This window comes from Rossellomorea vietnamensis (genome assembly GCF_008180615.1).
In the GTDB taxonomy this organism is placed as follows: domain Bacteria; phylum Bacillota; class Bacilli; order Bacillales; family Bacillaceae_B; genus Rossellomorea; species Rossellomorea vietnamensis_D.
In genome coordinates this window covers 23,807-43,214 of sequence record NZ_VTEH01000003.1, presented here as the reverse complement: position 1 = coordinate 43,214, position 19,408 = coordinate 23,807, and the positions used below count along the sequence as shown (strand labels likewise).

General features: G+C 43.0%; 15 protein-coding genes. 1 reads left to right on the top strand and 14 read right to left on the bottom strand.

Features of this window, described 5'->3' with window-relative positions; all coding sequences use genetic code 11:
• Window positions 1–176 precede the first annotated feature (176 nt).
• The 8 genes from FZC79_RS05510 to FZC79_RS05475 all read right to left on the bottom strand — a co-directional run bounded on the left by FZC79_RS05510 (window position 177) and on the right by FZC79_RS05475 (window position 10,698).
• Window positions 177–1,505 (bottom strand): dihydrolipoamide acetyltransferase family protein, encoded by a 1,329-nt coding sequence (locus FZC79_RS05510; protein ID WP_148945841.1) that lies wholly within the window; start codon window positions 1,503–1,505, stop codon window positions 177–179.
• 41 nt (window positions 1,506–1,546) lie between these two features.
• Window positions 1,547–2,530, bottom strand: coding sequence for an alpha-ketoacid dehydrogenase subunit beta (locus tag FZC79_RS05505; protein ID WP_148945840.1), 984 nt, complete (start codon window positions 2,528–2,530; stop codon window positions 1,547–1,549).
• Window positions 2,531–2,543: 13 nt separating this feature from the next.
• Window positions 2,544–3,542 carry a thiamine pyrophosphate-dependent dehydrogenase E1 component subunit alpha gene (locus FZC79_RS05500; RefSeq protein WP_148938738.1) on the bottom strand — a complete coding sequence of 333 codons (999 nt, stop codon included), beginning with the start codon at window positions 3,540–3,542 and terminating at the stop codon, window positions 2,544–2,546.
• A gap of 104 nt (window positions 3,543–3,646) precedes the next feature.
• Complete coding sequence (gene lpdA / locus FZC79_RS05495) at window positions 3,647–5,068, bottom strand: dihydrolipoyl dehydrogenase (protein WP_148945839.1); 1,422 nt, start codon at window positions 5,066–5,068, stop codon at window positions 3,647–3,649.
• A gap of 21 nt (window positions 5,069–5,089) precedes the next feature.
• Window positions 5,090–6,196: a butyrate kinase gene (gene buk / locus FZC79_RS05490; protein WP_148945838.1), complete on the bottom strand. Its 1,107-nt coding sequence runs from the start codon at window positions 6,194–6,196 to the stop codon at window positions 5,090–5,092.
• A gap of 173 nt (window positions 6,197–6,369) precedes the next feature.
• Window positions 6,370–7,464, bottom strand: coding sequence for a branched-chain amino acid dehydrogenase (gene bcd, locus FZC79_RS05485; RefSeq protein WP_148945837.1), 1,095 nt, complete (start codon window positions 7,462–7,464; stop codon window positions 6,370–6,372).
• Window positions 7,465–7,591: 127 nt separating this feature from the next.
• Window positions 7,592–8,497 carry a phosphate butyryltransferase gene (gene yqiS / locus FZC79_RS05480; RefSeq protein ID WP_148945836.1) on the bottom strand — a complete coding sequence of 302 codons (906 nt, stop codon included), beginning with the start codon at window positions 8,495–8,497 and terminating at the stop codon, window positions 7,592–7,594.
• A gap of 122 nt (window positions 8,498–8,619) precedes the next feature.
• Complete coding sequence (locus FZC79_RS05475) at window positions 8,620–10,698, bottom strand: sigma-54 interaction domain-containing protein (protein ID WP_148945835.1); 2,079 nt, start codon at window positions 10,696–10,698, stop codon at window positions 8,620–8,622.
• Window positions 10,699–10,831: 133 nt separating this feature from the next.
• Here FZC79_RS05475 and FZC79_RS05470 point away from each other — a divergent pair, with 133 nt between their 5' ends.
• Window positions 10,832–11,074, top strand: a complete 243-nt coding sequence (locus FZC79_RS05470; protein ID WP_148938744.1) for a DUF2627 domain-containing protein — start codon at window positions 10,832–10,834, stop codon at window positions 11,072–11,074.
• 471 nt (window positions 11,075–11,545) lie between these two features.
• Here FZC79_RS05470 and FZC79_RS05460 read toward each other — a convergent pair whose 3' ends face one another.
• The 6 genes from FZC79_RS05460 to FZC79_RS05430 all read right to left on the bottom strand — a co-directional run bounded on the left by FZC79_RS05460 (window position 11,546) and on the right by FZC79_RS05430 (window position 19,407).
• Window positions 11,546–12,277, bottom strand: a complete 732-nt coding sequence (locus tag FZC79_RS05460) for a glycerophosphodiester phosphodiesterase (RefSeq protein WP_148945833.1) — start codon at window positions 12,275–12,277, stop codon at window positions 11,546–11,548.
• A gap of 162 nt (window positions 12,278–12,439) precedes the next feature.
• Window positions 12,440–13,219 (bottom strand): sporulation transcription factor Spo0A, encoded by a 780-nt coding sequence (spo0A, locus tag FZC79_RS05455; protein WP_148938746.1) that lies wholly within the window; start codon window positions 13,217–13,219, stop codon window positions 12,440–12,442.
• A 521-nt stretch (window positions 13,220–13,740) separates the two neighbouring features.
• On the bottom strand, window positions 13,741–15,027 hold the full coding sequence (spoIVB, locus tag FZC79_RS05450) for a SpoIVB peptidase (protein ID WP_148945832.1): 1,287 nt from the start codon (window positions 15,025–15,027) through the stop codon (window positions 13,741–13,743).
• Window positions 15,028–15,284: 257 nt separating this feature from the next.
• Window positions 15,285–16,988 carry a DNA repair protein RecN gene (recN, locus tag FZC79_RS05445; RefSeq protein WP_148945831.1) on the bottom strand — a complete coding sequence of 568 codons (1,704 nt, stop codon included), beginning with the start codon at window positions 16,986–16,988 and terminating at the stop codon, window positions 15,285–15,287.
• A gap of 16 nt (window positions 16,989–17,004) precedes the next feature.
• Window positions 17,005–17,454 carry a transcriptional regulator AhrC/ArgR gene (gene ahrC / locus FZC79_RS05440; protein ID WP_113930949.1) on the bottom strand — a complete coding sequence of 150 codons (450 nt, stop codon included), beginning with the start codon at window positions 17,452–17,454 and terminating at the stop codon, window positions 17,005–17,007.
• A gap of 1,125 nt (window positions 17,455–18,579) precedes the next feature.
• On the bottom strand, window positions 18,580–19,407 hold the full coding sequence (locus FZC79_RS05430; protein ID WP_148945829.1) for a TlyA family RNA methyltransferase: 828 nt from the start codon (window positions 19,405–19,407) through the stop codon (window positions 18,580–18,582).
• Window position 19,408: the final 1 nt, after the last annotated feature.

Sequence of the window (19,408 nt, the reverse complement as noted above, 5' to 3'; positions counted from 1 at the left end):
CTAATGCTATTTCAGTATATAAAAAAACTACGGCCACTTCAATGATAGCGGTGAAACTTTAATAAATGCGCTCAACTGCTTTAAAGTGTTAGAGGGACTGTCCCTTTTCTCGCTTTAAAGGGATAAAGCTTACTAAAAAACCGATCTGCACTGGGCAGACCGGTTTTTTACTACTATTAATAGATTGAAGTATTCTCTTTTGAAATGTTTTCAATGATTTCTTTGACGCGCTGCAAGAAGCGTCCGCATACCAATCCGTCCAGTACACGGTGATCGAGTGACATACATAGGTTCACCATGTCTCTTACGGCGATCATGCCATTGTCCATGACAACCGGGCGCTTAACGATTGATTCAACCTGCAGGATGGCAGCTTGAGGATAGTTAATAATCCCCATTGATTGAACAGACCCGAATGAACCTGTGTTGTTCACTGTGAATGTTCCGCCTTGCATGTCTTCTGATTTCAGCTTGCCGCTTCTGACTTTCCCTGCAAGCTCAGTGATTTCGCGGGCAATGCCTTTGATTGTTTTTTCATCCGCATTCTTAATGACTGGAACGAAAAGAGCATCATCTGTCGCCACGGCGATTGAGATATTGATGTCTTTCTTCTGGATGATTTTGTCCCCTGCCCACATTGAGTTGATCATTGGGAATTCTTTTAGAGCCTGTGCTACTGCTTTTACAAAGAAAGCAAAGAAAGTAAGGTTGTAGCCTTCACGCTGTTTGAATTCACCTTTGATCTTGCTGCGGTAATCCACAAGGTTTGTAGCATCGATTTCCATCATCGTCCAAGCATGTGGCGCTTCATGTTTGCTGCGAAGCATGTTGGAAGCAATCGCTTTTCTGATTCCTGTTACAGGAATTTCAATATCGCCAGGCATAACCGGTACGTTAGGTGCTGCAGATGCTTTGGCAGGAGCTGCGGCAGCCGGTGCCGGTGCTTCCACTACAGGAGCTTGCTTAGGCTCTTCCTTCGCAGGTGCAGATGCTTTGGCATCGCCGGCTTTAGGAATATTTCCTGAGTCAATCAGCTTTTGAAGGTCTTTACGAGTGATTCTTCCTTCTCTTCCAGAACCTTCAACTTGATCAAGGTCAATATCATGTTCCTGGGACAATCTCAGGACCGCTGGAGAAAAGCGGACTTTACCCTCGCCTTTTTCAGCTTTCTTTACAGGTTTCTTAGCTTCTGTCTTTTCTTCCTGAGGAGCAGAATCACTTACTGGATCTTGTTGGGCTGGAGCTTCTTCAGCTGAGCCGCCGCCCTCCACTTCGATAGAACAGATAAATTCGCCAACTTCCAAAGTGTCTCCTTCTTCAGCGATCAATTCTTTGATTGTTCCTGTAAATGAAGATGGTACTTCCGCATTGACTTTATCTGTATTCACTTCGGCAATCGGGTCATATTTGTTAACTTGATCTCCAGGACTTACAAGCCATTTGCTGATTGTACCTTCTGTAACACTTTCCCCGAGCTGAGGCATTTTCATTTTTTCAATACCCAAAGAGGAACCCTCCTTAACTGCATTTTGTTTAGTCTCTATTATTAAAATTCGGCTAATTCCCGCATTGCTTTTTCGACTTTATCCGGATTCACCATGAAGTATTTCTCCATTGTAGGTGAATATGGCATTGCAGGAACATCAGGTCCCGCCAGTCGCATGATAGGAGCATCAAGGTCAAACAGGCAGTTCTCGGAGATGATGGCCGCCACTTCACCCATAATGCTTCCTTCTTTATTGTCCTCTGTAAGAAGAAGTACTTTACCTGTTTTGGAAGCTGCTTCGATGATTGCTTCTTTATCCAATGGATAGATGGTTCTAAGGTCAAGGATTTCTGCTTCGATGCCGTCTTCAGCAAGTCTTTCAGCAGCCTGTTGAGCGAAATGGACACATAGTCCGTAAGTGATGACAGTCAAGTCTTCACCTTTACGCTTAACATCTGCTTTTCCAATTGGAAGAACGTAGTCATCATCAGGAACTTCACCTTTGATCAATCGGTAAGCACGCTTGTGTTCAAAGAACATAACAGGATCTTCATCACGGATGGCTGCTTTTAGCAGTCCTTTCACATCATAAGGTGTAGAAGGCATGACAATTTTCAGTCCAGGCTGGTTAGCAAATACTGCTTCAACCGACTGAGAGTGATAAAGCGCTCCATGGACACCGCCGCCATAAGGGGCACGGATAACCATAGGACAGCTCCAGTCATTATTGGAACGGTAACGGATGCGTGATGCTTCAGAAATAATCTGATTCACTGCAGGCATGATGAAGTCAGCGAACTGCATTTCTGCGATTGGGCGCATACCGTACATTGCCGCACCGATTCCAACACCAGCGATAGCAGATTCAGCAAGCGGTGTATCCAGGACACGATCTTCGCCAAATTGATCATAAAGACCTCTTGTTGCACCGAACACTCCGCCTTTTTTACCGACGTCTTCACCAAGAACAAATACTTTTTCGTCTCTTTCCATTTCTTCACGTATTGCCATTGTAACTGCATCAATATAAGAAATTACTGCCATGAATTATTCCCCCTTACTTCTCTTCTGCGTACACGTGTTTCAGTGCGCTCTCAGGCTCTGGATATGGTGCATTTTCAGCATAATCCGTTGCTTCATTGACAATTTTCATAACACGGTCATTGATTTCTTTTTCGAGCTCATCATTCATAACGCCTGTTTCTTTCAAGTAAGCACCAAATGTGATGATTGGATCTTTTGTTTTCGCTTGAGCTACTTCATCCGGAGAACGGTAGCTGCGATCATCATCATCTGAGGAGTGAGGAGTCAGACGATAAGAGATTGTTTCAACTAAAGTAGGGCCTTCGCCTCTGCGGCCGCGGTCTGCTGCTTCCTTCACCGCTTTGTATACTTCAAGAGGGTCGTTTCCGTCAACTGTCACACCTGGCATACCGTAGCCGATTGCACGGTCGGAAACATTTTCACAAGCCAGCTGCTTTTCGATAGGAACAGAAATGGCATATTTATTATTTTCACACATGAAGATAACTGGAAGCTTATGTACCCCCGCAAAGTTAGCGCCTTCATGGAAGTCACCTTGGTTGGATGAACCTTCGCCGAAAGTAACGAATGTAACCAGATCCTTTTTCTCCATCTTCCCTGCAAGGGCGATACCTACAGCATGCGGTACTTGCGTTGTAACCGGAGATGAACCTGTTACGATATTATTTTTCTTTTGTCCAAAGTGACCAGGCATCTGACGGCCGCCTGAGTTAGGGTCTTCTGCTTTTGCAAAACCAGAAAGCATAAGTTCTGTTGCCGTCATTCCGAAAGTAAGGACCACTCCCATATCACGGTAGTAAGGCAGTGCGTAATCCTTTTCTGGATCCAATGCAAAAGCTGCACCAATTTGTGCTGCTTCCTGGCCTTGACAGGAAATAACGAAAGGAATTTTACCCGAACGGTTCAATAACCACATCCGCTCATCGATACGACGAGCCATCAACATAGTTTCATACATTTCTAATACTTTCTCATTGGATAGACCAAGAGCTTCATGACGATTTTCAGCCATTTATTTTACCTCCCAAACATTTATAGAGGGAGAACCTGCTGGCTCTCCTTCTCCTTGTATGTGCTCACATCCTGGATTGGATGTGGGAAAAATATTCTGCAAACTTAAGAGTGGATCGCTTTTCCGTCAACCGCCAATGCTGCTTCCCCAATTGCTTCACTCAACGATGGATGAGGGTGGATCGTGTGCGCCACTTCCCATGGAGTCGCATCGAGCACCTTGGCAAGCCCTGCTTCGGAAATCATATCTGTTACATGAGGACCTATCATATGAACACCAAGGATATCATTAGTGTCCTTGTCAGCAATGATTTTGACAAAACCGTCTGATTCACCATAAACAAGCGCTTTCCCAATAGCACGGAAAGAGAACTTACCGACCTTCAAATTGTGACCTGCTTCTTTTGCTTCATTTTCAGTCAGCCCTACGCTCGCAATCTCCGGATTGCTGTAGATACATTTTGATACGAGGCTGTAATCAATCGGCTCAGGATTTTCATTGGCCATATGCTCAACAGCTGATATTCCTTCATGAGAGGCAACGTGTGCCAGCTGAAGACCGCCGATCACATCACCGATGGCATAGATATGAGACTCTTTTGTCTGCATATGTTTGTTGACCTTGATGAACCCTTTTTCTACAACGATATCAGTATTTTCAAGACCGATTCCTTCTGTGTTTGCCTGTCGTCCTACTGAAACCAGCAGCTGATCTGCGGAGAATTCTTTTTGCTCTCCTTTGATTTCAGCTTTGATTTTGACACCGCTGTCTTTTTCAATGGTTTCAGGAAGCACCTTAGCACCAGTTATGATTTTGACGCCTTTTTTCTTCATCAAGCGCTTCATTTCTTTGGAGATTTCGTGATCCTCTGTCGGAACAATTCTGTCAGCGTATTCGATAACAGTAATGTCCACTCCAAAGTCAGAAAGCATGGAAGCCCATTCAATTCCGATAACACCGCCGCCCACGATAATCATAGACTCAGGAAGTTTCTCAAGTTCAAGCGCTTCATCAGAAGAAAGAACAAATTCGCCATCAATATCAAGCCCTGGCAGCGTTCTTGGGCGGGACCCTGTAGCAACGATGACATTCTTAGGGATCAGCATTGGGTTCTCTTCTCCATTGTTCATTTCAACAGAGACTGTTCCTGGCATAGGCGAGAAAATGGAAGGCCCAAGAATTCTCCCCATTCCTTCAAACACGTCAATCTTCCCTTGCTTCATTAAGTGCTGCACACCTTTATGAAGGCCTTCAACAATTTTTTCTTTTCTTTCCTGAACACGTGCAAAGTCAAGCTTTACATCATTGATCATGACTCCAAATGTATCGGCCTCTTTGGCAGTGGCATACACTTCGGCACTGCGAAGAAGCGCTTTACTAGGGATACAGCCTTTATGCAGACAAGTTCCGCCTAATTTCCCTTTTTCGACAATAGCTGTTTTTAAACCTAATTGTGAAGCCCGGATGGCAGCAACATAACCGCCTGTCCCGCCCCCAAGGATGACTACATCATACTCTTCAGCCAATGGTATTCCTCCTCCTGTATATTACACTGTCGCTTTTGTTTTCACATTCCCTGGATAGTTTTTTTGCTGCTCTTCACCCTTCAACACGCGAAGCGCTCCCTCGGCTAGTGCCTGAAGCTCATTTTCTCCCGCATGAACAATGACATCCGCTATCCAATTGATTCTTTCACTGATTTGTTTCACGAATCCTTTTCCGTAAGCCAATCCGCCGGTCAGGACAATCGCATCTACTTTGCCCTCAAGCACCGCACTTGCTGATCCGATTTCTTTTGCAATTTGGTAAGACATAGCATCGTATACAAGCTTTGCTTTCTTGTCCCCTTTTTCCACCATCTTCTCAACTTTGACAGCATCATTGGTTCCAAGATATCCAACCAGCCCGCCTTGTCCCACAAGTTTTTTCATGATTTCATCACGATAATAATTTCCGGAGAAGCATAGGTCGACCAGGTCGCCGGCCGGAACTGTACCCGCGCGTTCAGGACTGAAAGGACCGTCGCCATGAAGGCCGTTATTCACATCTATAACCCTGCCGTTCTTATGGACTCCGACGGTAATACCACCGCCCATATGGGTGATAATCAGGTTAAGGTCCTCATATTTCTTGTCCAGATCTTTCGCAACCCTTCTTGCAACCGCTTTTTGGTTGAGGGCATGAAAAATACTTTTTCTCTCGATAAGGGAAACACCCGATATTCTTGCAATCGGTGCAAGTTCATCGACCACAACCGGATCGACGATGTAAGAAGGTATGTTGAGACCTTCGGCAATCTCGTAGGCAAGAATGCCTCCCAGGTTGGACGCATGCTGGCCTGAATATCCTTCGCGCAAGTCCTTCAGCATTTCTTCATTTACCGAATAGGTTCCGCCTTCGATCGGCTTCAATAGTCCGCCGCGCCCGCAAACGGCACTAAGCTTTGAAATATTGATGCCTTCTTCATCAAGAGTTTCAAGAATTGTTTCTTTTCTAAACTGATATTGATCAATGATGCTTTCAAATTCATTAATTTTTTCAGCATCATGCCTTAATGTCTTTTCAAAAATCGAGATTTCATTATCAAATACACCAATCTTTGTAGAAGTAGAACCAGGATTGATGACCAGAATTCGATGTTCTTTCGCTTCCAATGTTGTTACCTCCAATGTAGAAAAGCTTATGCCCTTCTTTAGTGGCCCCTTTTTTCTAGATCTGTTCCTGCACCCCTTGTTCATTGCGGGCAGAATATCAACTGCCCTGAGAAGCTCTCTTATAAACAGGGAAACGCTTCGCCTCTCTGAAGCCAAGCGTTTCTTCCTGCTGCTTAGCGGTAGCTTAAAATGTGCTTCCCGTTTTGCAGAAACTGGCTGCGAGACTTGCGGTTTCTTTCGATTCTCTCTTCAGCCATGCGGTCAGCTGCAAGGTATGTTGGGATTCCGTCACGCTTTGCGATTTCAATTACACGCTCAACGTTATTGTAAATTCCCTCTACCTTTTTCATCGCACGGTCACGATTGTAACCATAAAGCTCGTCAGCAACATTGATTACTCCGCCGGCATTGATTACATAGTCAGGGGCATAAACAATACCCATTTCATGAATAGTGTCACCATGTGCTGTATCTTTAAGCTGATTGTTTGCAGCACCTGCAATTACTTTTGCTTTTATCTGAGGGATCGTTTCATCATTGATTACTGCTCCCAATGCACATGGAGCATAAATGTCACAATCCACACTGTAAATTTCATTGATGTCTACTGCTTTGGCACCGAACTCCTCAACGGCACGCTGAACAGCTTCTTTGTTGATATCCGTAACGATCAGCTTTGCGCCTTCTTCATGTAAGTGGCGGCAAAGTGTGAAGGCAACGTTTCCTACACCTTGGACGGCAATCGTTTTACCTTCAAGTGAATCTGTTCCGAAAGCTTCCTTAGCAGCTGCTTTCATTCCGCGGTACACACCGTATGCCGTTACTGGAGAAGGGTTACCAGAAGAACCGAATGCCGGCGAAATACCTGTTACATAATCAGTTTCTTCATGGATAAGATCCATATCAGCCACAGTAGTTCCCACGTCTTCTGCAGTTATGTAGCGTCCGTTCAAACCTTGTATGAAACGTCCGAATGCACGGAACATCTCTTCGTTTTTATCTTTGCGGGGATCTCCGATGATAACAGTCTTTCCTCCACCAAGATTCAGGCCTGCTGCCGCATTCTTGTATGTCATTCCTTTTGCAAGGCGAAGAGCATCCTCAATGGCTGCTTCCTCGGATTCATAGGTCCACATGCGGGTACCGCCAAGAGCAGGCCCAAGTGTAGTATCGTGAATGCCGATGATCGCTTTCAATCCTGAGTTTTCATCCTGGCAGAATAGTAATTGCTCGTAGTCGTATTTCTCCATGTAAGTAAAGATTTTCATTTTTGTTTCCTCCCTGAGTATGTTTTTATGTTTATTTGGCTCGGCTCAGAGAAAATCCCTTAGTATCCGGGGAAAAATCCGGCTCTTGGGATTTTCCTCAAGCAACAATATATGCGCAAACAGCCTTTTATTTAGAGGCAGAACAGATTGCCAATGCCAATGAATACATTTTGCTTTCAGCACTATCCGCTCTTGAAGTAAGGACGATAGGCGCCTTTGCTCCCGCAATGACTGCTCCAACCTTAGCCCTTGCAAAATATATAAGTGATTTATATAGTGCATTACCTGTTTCAATATTTGGAACAAGTAAAATATCAGCCTTGCCGGCAGCCTCGCTGTGAATTCCTTTATGCTCCGCAGCCTCAAGCGAAACGGCATTATCAAGTGCAAGCGGTCCATCAACTACACAGCCTTTGATCTGCCCTCTTCTGTTCATTTGGGTAAGAACCGCAGCATCCACTGTAGCCTGCATGGATGGATTTACCACTTCAACAGCAGCAAGCGGAGCCACTTTCGGGTTCTCGATGCCGATTCGTCTGGCAACACCGACGGAATTATTGATGATTTGTACCTTCTGCTCAAGATCCGGTGCGATATTCATCCCTGCATCTGTCAAAACAGTCAGCCTGTCATATCCCGGAATCTCGAAAACCGCTACGTGGGATAAGGCACTGCCGGTTCTTAGACCGTATTCTTTATTCAAAACTGCTTTTAGTATCACCGCAGTGGCAATATTCCCTTTCATCAAAGCGGTTGCCTCGTTGTTACGCACAGCCTTCACAGCTGATTCTGCAGCTTCTTTCGTACTGCCTGCGTGGAGAACAGATACAACAGGACTTTCTAAAAGCTTAGGTGAAACAGCTTTCAAAATTTCATTTATCTTTTCACTGTCACCAAATAGCAGGAATTTTGCCATACCGCGTTCCACTGCCATAGAAACAGCTTCCAGGACTTCTCTATCTTCAGCCGCAGCGACTGCAACTGTCGCATCTTTCAATTGGGTTGCCTGTTCTATTAAATTGTCTAATTTCATAAGGTGTTTCAACCCCTTTCCTAAAACTAGCCTTCACACTTTTATACACATGCAAGATTCATGCCAACTATCAAAACATGAAAACGCTTAATTATCGAGAATAATCATATGCAAAATATTTCTCAGTCTGCAAGATTCTGCATGCCATCCTCTTCAATTTTATGTTTTTCAAGCTTATAATACAAATTTCTCACCGAAATATTCAGTGCTTTGGCAGCAGCTGTTTTATTGCCTTTATTATGCTCTAAAACTTCTTTAATAATATTCTTTTCATACTGTACCAGCATGGAAGCCAGGTCACTTCCTTCTGGACCTGCAGGCAGAATCACCGCGTCCTTCCGTTCTGGAGCTTTTTCTAAAAAAGGGAGATGTTTCGGTTCGATGATCGTTTCATTGTATTTCATGAATATTATCGCACGTCCGAGGATGTTTTCCAGCTCCCTTACATTACCCGGCCAGTGATAATCCATCAGCTTATCCATTGCGGAAGGCTTGATCCCTTCAACATTACGCCCGTAATCCTGGTTGATTTTATGAATGAGCACCTCGCATAAAGTTGGAATATCAATTTTCCTGGTCCGCAAAGGAGGGATCTGAATCGGCATTCTGTTCAGCCTGTAGTAAAGATCTTCACGGAAGCTTCCGATGGCGATTGCTTTTTCAAGGTTCACATTGGTCGCCGCAATCACCCTTACATTAATACTAATGGATTTCGTTCCGCCCACTCTTACAATTTCGCTTTCCTGCAGTACTCTCAGGAGCTTGGCCTGGGTATCCGCTTTCAATTCACCGATTTCGTCAAGAAAGATACTGCCGTTATTCGCTTCTTCAAATAACCCTTTCTTCCCTCCGCGCTTGGCCCCGGAGAAAGCACCATCCTCATAACCGAAAAGTTCGCTTTCAAGAAGGTTCTCCGAAATCGCAGCACAATTCACTCGAATAAATTTATTATATTTCCTGTCACTGGCATTATGGATAGCATGGGCGAATAACTCTTTTCCCGTTCCGGATTCTCCTCTGAGTAAAACGGTCGCAGGTGTCTTGGCACCAAGTTTCGCTTGTTCGACTGCCAGGTTCATCTCTTCCGAAACACCGACGATATCATCGAAGGAGTACTTGGCTTCCAGGGTTCTAATAATCCGCCTGGCCCTGTCCAATTCATTCGTCAATGACTGGATCTCGGAGACATCATGAATGACACCGACACTGCCTTTGAGTTTTCCATCAACAATAATGGGGGCAACATTAACAATGACCTCTTTTTTGTTGGGGCCGACCCTCATCTTGCTTCCTCTTATAGCTCTCCTGGTCTGAAGGACCTTCAAATGAATACTTTCCCCTTCAGATATGTCAGCAGTTGCCGGTTTACCGATGATTTCTTCCTCGGTGAGACCGGTTATCCTTGTATATGCAGGGTTAATCAAAATTCCTTTTCCTTCTTCATCCACTACCGATATGGCATCATCACTTGATTGAATGATGGCTTGAAGCATGGTCTGAATTTCTCTGAGGTCGGTAATTTCCTCTGCCAGATTAACGACGTCCGTAATATCCTTGAACACGGAAAAGGCTCCCATGACCTCGTCATCCTCTGTAATCATCGGAATTCGGTTGGTAATGATTTTTAACCCATTTTCCAAAACGAGCTCTTTATTGATTTCATTTCGTTGTGTTTCAAGCACTCGCGGCAGCTCACTCTTAGGAATTACTTCGGAAATGTGTTTACCCAGAGCATCCGCGGCAGCCGTCCCAATCATTTTTTCAGCACTTCTATTGAATAAAATAATGGTTCCGCTGGTATCAATCCCTACCATCCCATCTCCAGTAGAATTCAAGATAAGATCACGCTTGAAATTGCCGAACTTCATTTCGTCAATAAGATGTTCTTTTTCCTTCAGAAGCTTCGCAACCAAATAGGCTACACTTCCCGGAATGACGACAGCATTTTTCCCTCTGGCTTCTCTGAGGGACTCAAATACAGCCTGGTCACCCGTGACTTCTATAATGATATCTATTTCTTCATTGAGAAAATTTCTCCAGTCATTTCCGAAAGGTATTCCATTATCTTTTGCATATCGGATTCCCGGACTCTCTTCATTCAGGTCGCAAACAGCTGCCACTTCAAGCATTGAGGTTTCCCCCAAAATTCTTAGAATTGCTATTCCGCCTTTTCCACCGCCAACTACTAAAACCTTTTGCAAGTTCTTTCCACCTCTTGGTATTGAGACTGCAATATCTTTCATACTCTCTTATTTTAGCGCAACTTCCTTTGGTTGACAAATTTCTTATGTGATATAATGACTCCTGAATCAAAATTTAGAGGAGAATACAGCTATGCAAAGATTGATTGCTTTGATCATCATGCTGATCCCGGGAGCATTGGCAGCATTGGGAATAAAATTGATGAGAGATATGCTTTTTGGAATCCTTCAACCGCCTTTTCCAGCGCTTTGGCTGCAATTCGTTCTGGGACTTCTGTTTTTCTTAGGGGGCTTAGGCTTCATTGCCGGCTTCATCCTTCATAGAGATCGAAAAAGAAATAAAGTTCAAGACCGTTTCAGAGACAGGAAATCTTAAGAACAAAAGCGGAAGCGCCTCGATCAGCTCTGACAGGCAAATGTTCCAAAGAGAAAAAAAGGCGGTCTTTCCTTTTATTCTCTTTGGGTTATTTGACCCCGAGGAGCTAGGCGCTGAAGCTGGACGGAACAAAAGCGGAAGCGCCTCGATCAGCTCCGACAGGCAGATGTTCGAAAGAGAAAAAAAGGCGGTCTTTCCTTTTATTCTCTTGGGGTTATTTGACCCCGAGGAGCTGAGTCCGTTTGAATCTCAAAATGAACCCCCGAGCGCAGAAACTGATAATTACACGATTAAAAGTTATCCCCCTTAGGTTACTCAAAAATTTCCCGAACAAAAAAATCTACCCTTATTTCAGAGGATAGATTTTTTTTGGTTCGAAATGATGAAGAGTTAAAACGCCATTTATTTTACTGAATAAGTTTAATTACGCTTTAAATTCATAACTTGATGATGGCCATCCAGTTTGTATACTTACACTCCCATTGACTTTTTAAGCTCAACAGCTTTCTCAGGATAATCTGTTATTATGGCTGAACACTGAATAGCAAACAGCCTTTCCATAAGTGCCTCACTATTTATCGTGTAAGGCCTCACTGCAATTCCAGCTTTCATGGAGTCAATGATCAGTGCATCCGGCGCAACCTTTACATTAGGATGAATCGCCTTGGCATTTATTGACTGGGCATATACCCATGGCATGAACAAGCCATTAGAGTACAGAGGGGCAATTTCGACTTCTGGATTGAGTCTGTAACAATGCACAATTGAATAGTGATTAAATGAAGAGATGATGGTTCTGTCCTGATAACCATATTCCTCAATAAGTGACAACACCTTTTCTTCGAGCTGAGGATAGGGAATGATTCCATTCTTCAATTCGATATTGCAAATCATTTCATTTGTTTTCATCCAGTCAAAAACTTCCCTGAGAGTCGGAATCCGTACCTTTTGCAATAGCTTTTTAAATTTAAAACTGGCATCCAGCTTTTTAATTTCTTTAAGTGTTAAATCCTTGATAAAACCTTTTCCATTTGTCGTCCTGTCAACAGTTTCATCATGAATCACGACTACTTCACCGTCTTTAGTAAGCTGTACGTCCAGCTCCATTCCAGCGGCACCCGCTCGTTCTCCCTCCACAAAAGCTTCCATGGTATTTTCGGGGTGGGTGCCTGCAGATCCACGGTGTGCAAATATCAATGTCATAAAAAACAACTCCTTTTCATACGGCTGAAAGATTATCGGCCTCTATGAGTCCATACCCTCTATCACATTAACGAAAAATAAAACCTGGTAAACCAAATGATTTACCAGGTTGTTTATATTTACCCTTATAAAGTATAATTGCTTTTATTAATCCTCACTCTTTCAAGAAGCTTTATGCTCCAAACGAAGCTTATCGGCAACCATCGCGATGAATTCGCTGTTGGTAGGCTTAGCTTTGCTCATGCTTACTGTATATCCGAATAAATTGGAAATGGAATCAATATTTCCTCGGCTCCAGGCAACTTCGATGGCATGACGGATAGCGCGTTCCACCCGGCTGGCGGTCGTATTAAACTTCTTGGCAATATCAGGATAGAGAACTTTAGTAATTGAACCCAAAAGCTCTATATCTTTGTATACCATGGAGATGGCTTCTCGCAAATAAAGATATCCTTTGATATGGGCAGGAACACCGATTTCATGAATGATGCTTGTAATGTTGGCATCAAGATTCCTGGGCTTAGATTCTGCAGCAGATCGTGTCGTAGATGATTTTCTGAAGATCGGACTTGATTTTCCACTTACCTGACGGATATGGCTGACCAGATTTTCCATGTCAAATGGCTTTAGAATAAAATAGGAAGCCCCTAAATCAACAGCTTTCTTTGTTACGTCTTCCTGTCCGAAAGCAGTCAGCATGATTACATTAGGAATAACCTTGCGTTCCCTGATGCGTTCAAGCACCGCCAAGCCATCCAGATGCGGCATGATGATATCTAATACAATAACATCCGGCTCCACTTCATCGAGCATTTCCAGGCATTCCTGTCCATTATGGGCGACCCCAACGACCTCCATGTCATTTTGGGATGAAATATACTCCTCAAGTAACGATACTAACTCACGATTATCATCTACTACACACACTTTAATTGAATTCACTACAGTTTTCCTCCTCAATCCGATATGTTCCATATCCAATCTCTATTTTCATTCTAAAGTAAATTTTCGACAAAGCAATAAGAAATCCTCTTATTTTTTAAAAAAATCTCAAAAATAATATATTTTCTTGCCTTTCCTTTAGATTTCTCTTATTTTCGACCTGATTCGATATCAGCTTTATTGGTTTGTCGAAAAATCTTTACATCTGTATTTTAACAGAAATATGTTGATTGAAAAACCTGCTTTTTTAAACCGTTAATGAGGTTTCTCTCCTTAACTGGACTTACTCTGGGCCTTCTTTCCTTCGTTGATATTATTCATTTTAACCTTTGTTTTGAACAACTTATAGGTTCCTGTTCACTTTATATAAGTTCATCGATTGCACTTGGCTTTATCGTACCGTTTTCTTATGAATTCCAACTTTTTTATGGTACGTTTTTTAAAAAATCAACTGAAATAGCAACCAAGTTTACGAAAAGAGCCTTTATTTAACAAAAAAAACAGACGGTATCACCCGCCTGTCAACTAGCTTTTTCTCTTCCTTCTTCATAGATGTTGATCCCTGCTTCGTTTAACATCCACTCGATGTGAACACCATACCCCGAAGTTGGATCGTTTACAAATACGTGTGTCACTGCACCGATCAACTTTCCGTCCTGGATGATCGGACTGCCGCTCATTCCCTGTACAATACCTCCTGTTTTATCCAAAAGGTCAGGGTCTGTCACTTTGATGACCATCCCTTTTGTCGCAGGGAATTTCTGTGGGATGGTGCTGACGATTTCAATATCGTAAAGCTCCACTTCTTCACCATCCACCACAGTCAGTATCTGAGCAGGCCCTTCTTTGATTTGATGAGACAGAGCAATCGGCAGTGCTTTATCCAGCATTCCATTTTTGATATCTCTGTTAAGTTTTCCAAATATTCCAAACGGGCTGTTGCGTGTAATGTCCCCGATGATTTCTTTATCTCCGGTGAACCTGGCCAGTTTCTCTCCAGGCTTGCCGTTGCTGCCCTTCTCAATTGAAGTGACCGTACTGTGGACGATTTCGCCATCTTCTACAACGATTGGCTTCTTGGTATCCATATCAGAAATCACATGGCCCAGAGCTCCATACTTTTTGGAGTTTGGATCGTAGAATGTCATCGTACCGATTCCTGCCGCAGCATCACGGATATATAACCCAAGTTTATAGGAATTTTCATTACTGTCTTTCATTGGTTTCAATTCAGTTTGGATTGTTTCTTGATCCCTTCTGACAATAACATCTAAAGCATCCTTACTTTCACCTGCTTCTTGAACAAAAGGTGCCACATCTGCAAGCTCTTCAATTTTTTCGCCGTTTATTTCCGTAATCATATCTCCGACTTGTATTCCCGCCTTCTCACCAGGGGATACTTTGCCGCCTTCCGTCTGAACCAAATGGTGACCTACCACCAGTACACCCAAGGTATTCAATTTCACTCCAATGGACTGCCCTCCCGGAATGACTTTGAAGTCCTTGATAACTTCCACATCAACCTTCTTTATAGGAACACCTGCGAGTTCAAGGAGTACTTCCTCTTTCCCGGCAGCATCAGCCTGAATCGTTAAAGCTTCCGTCGTATCCTTCAGTGCCAATTTCGAATGAGAAGCTGACATCGCCGATACAGGTGCCGCCTTCGGAAGAATAACTTCTTCATCCTGCATCATGACTATTTTATTTGGAAGTTGGATATATTGTTGAACAGGTTTCAAAAAACCTATGAAGCAAAGTGAAACAAGGAGAATTCCACCAATCAATTTCCTTAGTAAATCTGAATTCATTTTTTCACTCTCCTCGCTTCTAATCCACACACACTTTCTTCTTGGCTACAGTTTTAATTTTGCCTTGAAAGAGAACATTTATAACAGCCGTTCAGTAAAAAAAGCTACCCATTTTGGATAGCAGTGGGAATGCTGTAAAAGATGAATAAATCTTTGCACATCAGACATAATAGGATTAAATTGACACAGCCCCAGTAAAACTATACATAGAAAAAAAAAAAGCTCCAAAACCGTTGTGGTTCTGAAGCTTCTCATAATTATTTACTTTTAATGGACTCTGCAAGGCTGAGCAGTTCTTTGGCATGCTCCCTTGTCAAATCCGTAATCTCAACACCGGATATCATCCTTCCGATTTCCCTTATCTTTTCTTCTACTTTCAGGGACGTAACGGAAGTGCTTGTCCGGCCTCTTGTTGATTTCTTGGCAATATACAAATGGGAATCAGCCATCGCAGCTACTTGCGGAAGGTGGGAAATGCACATTACTTGTGAATTTACCGACACCTGATAAATCTTCTCGGCGATTGCCTGTGCCACACGCCCGCTTACACCTGTATCCACCTCGTCAAATATGATCGATGTGATGCCCTGGTGCTTTGAAAAGATCGTTTTTAAAGCAAGCATGACTCGCGAAAGCTCTCCTCCTGAAGCCACTTTTGAAAGGGGCTTTAATGGTTCCCCTGGGTTAGGGGAGATATAAAATTCTATCTGATCCGCTCCATCTTTTCTGTATTTGAATCCGCCGGACTTGGAAGGCTCCTGAATAAATCGCACTTCAAAGGTGGTTTTATCCATATACAGTTCCTTCAATTGTTCATGAATCTTAGCTGTCAGCCTTTTTGCCGCTTTCTTGCGAATAGAAGAAAGCTGCTCTGCTTCCAAGTACAAATCCTTCTCTAATGACTGCAGCTTCTTTTCCAAATCATGAATAAGTGTATCTTTATTTGTCACTGTTTCGATTTCTTCCTCAATGGCAGAACTGTATTCCAGGATTTCTTCTATGGATGAGCCATATTTTCTCTTCAGTGTATTAATTTCATTTAAGCGGCCTTCAATGACGTTCAGCCGGTCCGGCTCAAATTCCAGCTCATCCAATTCGGAACGCACGGTTCCTGCAGCTTCCTCCAGCAGATAAAAACTGTTAGAGACTGCTTCCATGAGCCCGTCGTATTTAGAGTCGATTTCAGCTGCACCCTCTAAGTGACTCATGGCCAGGCCTGTCCAATCCAAACCGCGGCCTTCTCCCTGAATACTGTTGTAACAGTTCTGAAGGGATTGAAAGAGTTTCTCGAAATTCATCAGCTTATTCTTCTCTTCGATGAGTGACTCATCCTCTCCGGGAACCAGAGAGGCATTTTCTATCTCAGACAACTGAAATTGAATTAAATCAAGCCTGTGAGCCATTTCCTGTTCATTCTCGTTATATTTTTTCAAACGGTCTTGAACAGCTTCAAACTCTTTATAAACTTCCCGGTAGTTTTGAAGAGATGTTTTCAACTGAGCTGAAGCAAACTGATCCAGCAAGGTAAGATGAAGAGTTTCATTCATTAGTTCCTGGTGTTCATGCTGGCCGTGGATATCGATGAGCGTTGAGCCTAATTCCCTTAAGATCGCAATCGTAACCAATTTTCCGTTTATTCTGCAGACGCTTTTTCCTTGTGCTGAAATATCCCTTCTAAGGATCATCATACCTTCTTCGACTTCAATCCCGAATTCTTCCGCTTTTTTATAGCAGGGATGTTTTTCATCTTCCAAAGTAAATAACCCTTCAATTTCAGCCTTTTTTTCACCATGTCTGACAAACTCGGATGATCCCCTGCCGCCTACTAGGAGATGAACGGCATCGATTATGATGGATTTTCCTGCACCTGTTTCTCCTGTAAGCACCGTCAGTCCCTCTTCGATGGAGACTGTCAATTCGTCAATGATTGCGAAGTTTTTTATCGAAAGTTCCTGTAACAATACTGATTCACCTCAATTAAAGCATATCAAGAAATTGCTGCGATATTTTCTCCGTATCTTTTTCTGTCTTGCAGATGATCAAACATGTATCATCACCGCAAATGGTCCCTAGTATCTCTTCCCAGTCTAAATTATCGATAAGGGCACCTATCGCATTCGCATTTCCTGGCAGCGTTTTCATTACAAGCATATGTCCTGCAGAATCAATTTTTACGAACGCATCCGTCAAAGTCCTTTTCAATTTTTGCAGCGGATTGAACCTCTGATCAGCCGGAAGACTGTACTTATATCGGCCGTCCATCAGAGGAACCTTGACAAGGTGCAGTTCTTTAATATCACGGGAAACAGTAGCTTGTGTCACATTGAAGTTTGCATTCTTCAGTCTGTCGACAAGCTCATCCTGCGTCTCAATATCATGGTTGGAAATGAGTTCCCTGATTTTAATCAATCTTTGACCTTTGTTCATCATAATACCCACACCTCTAACTCATTAACTGCTGTATATTTATACTTCTCTATTCATGTTAGCTTATTTGAATTATTAACTCAATAAAAAACACTGCACCAAAAGTAGAAGCGCCTCGAACAGCCCCGACAGGCAAATGTTCTCAAGAGAAAAAAAGGCGTTTTTCCTTTTATTCTCTTGGGGTTATTTGACCCCGAGGGGCTAGGCGCTGGAACTAGACGGCACCAAAAGTAGAAGCGCCTCGAACAGCCCCGACAGGCAAATGTTCTCAAGAGAAAAAAAGGCGGTCTTCCCTTTTATTCTCTTGAGGTTATTTGACCCCGAGGGGCTAGGCGCTGGAACTAGACGAACGCTTGTCCCGCAGGAGATCAAAAGCCTTCCGCTTCAATCTTCCTACGGTAAGGGGGATGAAGGTAAAGCTCATTCTAAATCAGCAATTAATTAAAAAAACTGTCTTTTTAAATAGAATAGACTGTTTAAGCATTAATTTTGCTTGCCGCAGAGTCTCATTTCGGACACTAAGATTTTTCATTCTACACAGGTGAACCGCTCATTTCTTATGGCATACCAGAATGCGATCTCTTTCAGGACGCGGCCGCTTCTGCTTTTTAAATTAGGCGGAGAAATTCCACTTATTTCAAAAATAGCACCGGAAATCACGGGAATAGACGGAAAAATTCCGCTTATTTAACTCAAATGACTATCAAATAGGCACTTCTGCATTAGTTAAGCGGAAAAACTCCGCTTATTCACCAATAAAAAGGCTCAGCCCTGCATTTAACCGGAAAAATTCCGCTTATTTCCCCGCTAGATACTATACTCCGGCAAGGGCATAGACCTTCAACTGCGCTTCCGCCGATAATTGGCATTACCTTACGGATTTAGTATAAAACGGCGCCAAAGTTTACAAAAAGAGCCAACGAAAAAAAGAATAAGATGGCTAACACTATTTACCGATCCATTAGAATATCCATTTCATCTCTTGAAAGAAAAAAAGAATAAACGTTGAGTTTATTCTTTCTCCTTTGATATACCGATAATCTCCAAGTGGTCGTAGTCTAAAGAGGCAGATATAATTACTTTCATTATCTCCCTGTGACATGTTCTCGGGCTGATTGAAAAGATCTATTCCTTCGCCTTAAATTCACCCTTAGCATCGTCCACGACTGATTGTATGGTGTACGAGAGCTGATTTTCACCGATTTCTCTTTGATTCCATGATAAGTGAATAAGAAACTCGATGTTTCCTTCTCCGCCCGTAATCGGAGAAAAGGATAGATCCCGCACATCATAGCCCTCTTGGACGGCCAATTCTACAATTTTTTCTATAACAGCATGGTGAACTTTAGGGTCTTTAACAATACCCTTTTTTCCAACCTGCTCTTTTCCTGCCTCAAATTGCGGTTTGATTAACGCAATGACATCACTGCCTGGGATAAGCAGTGTTTTCAAAACAGGCAAGATAAGTGACAAAGAAATGAAAGAAACGTCGATAGTGGCAAAGTCAGGCATGCCTGCTGAAAGATCTTCCGGTTTTACATAACGGAAATTGGTTCTTTCCTTGACAACAACTCGTTCGTCCTGTCTCAATTTCCAGGCAAGCTGATTATAGCCGACATCAAGGGCATAAGACATTTTTGCACCGTTTTGAAGGGCACAATCTGTAAATCCGCCAGTGGAAGAACCGATGTCGATCATCGTTTTTCCCTCTACATTTAAATCAAAGTGCTTCAATGCCTTCTCCAGCTTCAGTCCGCCTCTGCTGACATAAGGAAGAACCTTCCCCTTTATTGTAAGGGGAATATCTTCATTCACTTTTTCTCCAGGTTTATCCAGTCTGGATTCCTTGCTGTATACCAAACCCGCCATAACGGCTCTTTTTGCTTTTTCTCTTGTTTCGGCCATTCCCCGTTCAACGAGGAGTACGTCTAATCGTTGTTTTTTTACTTTCATT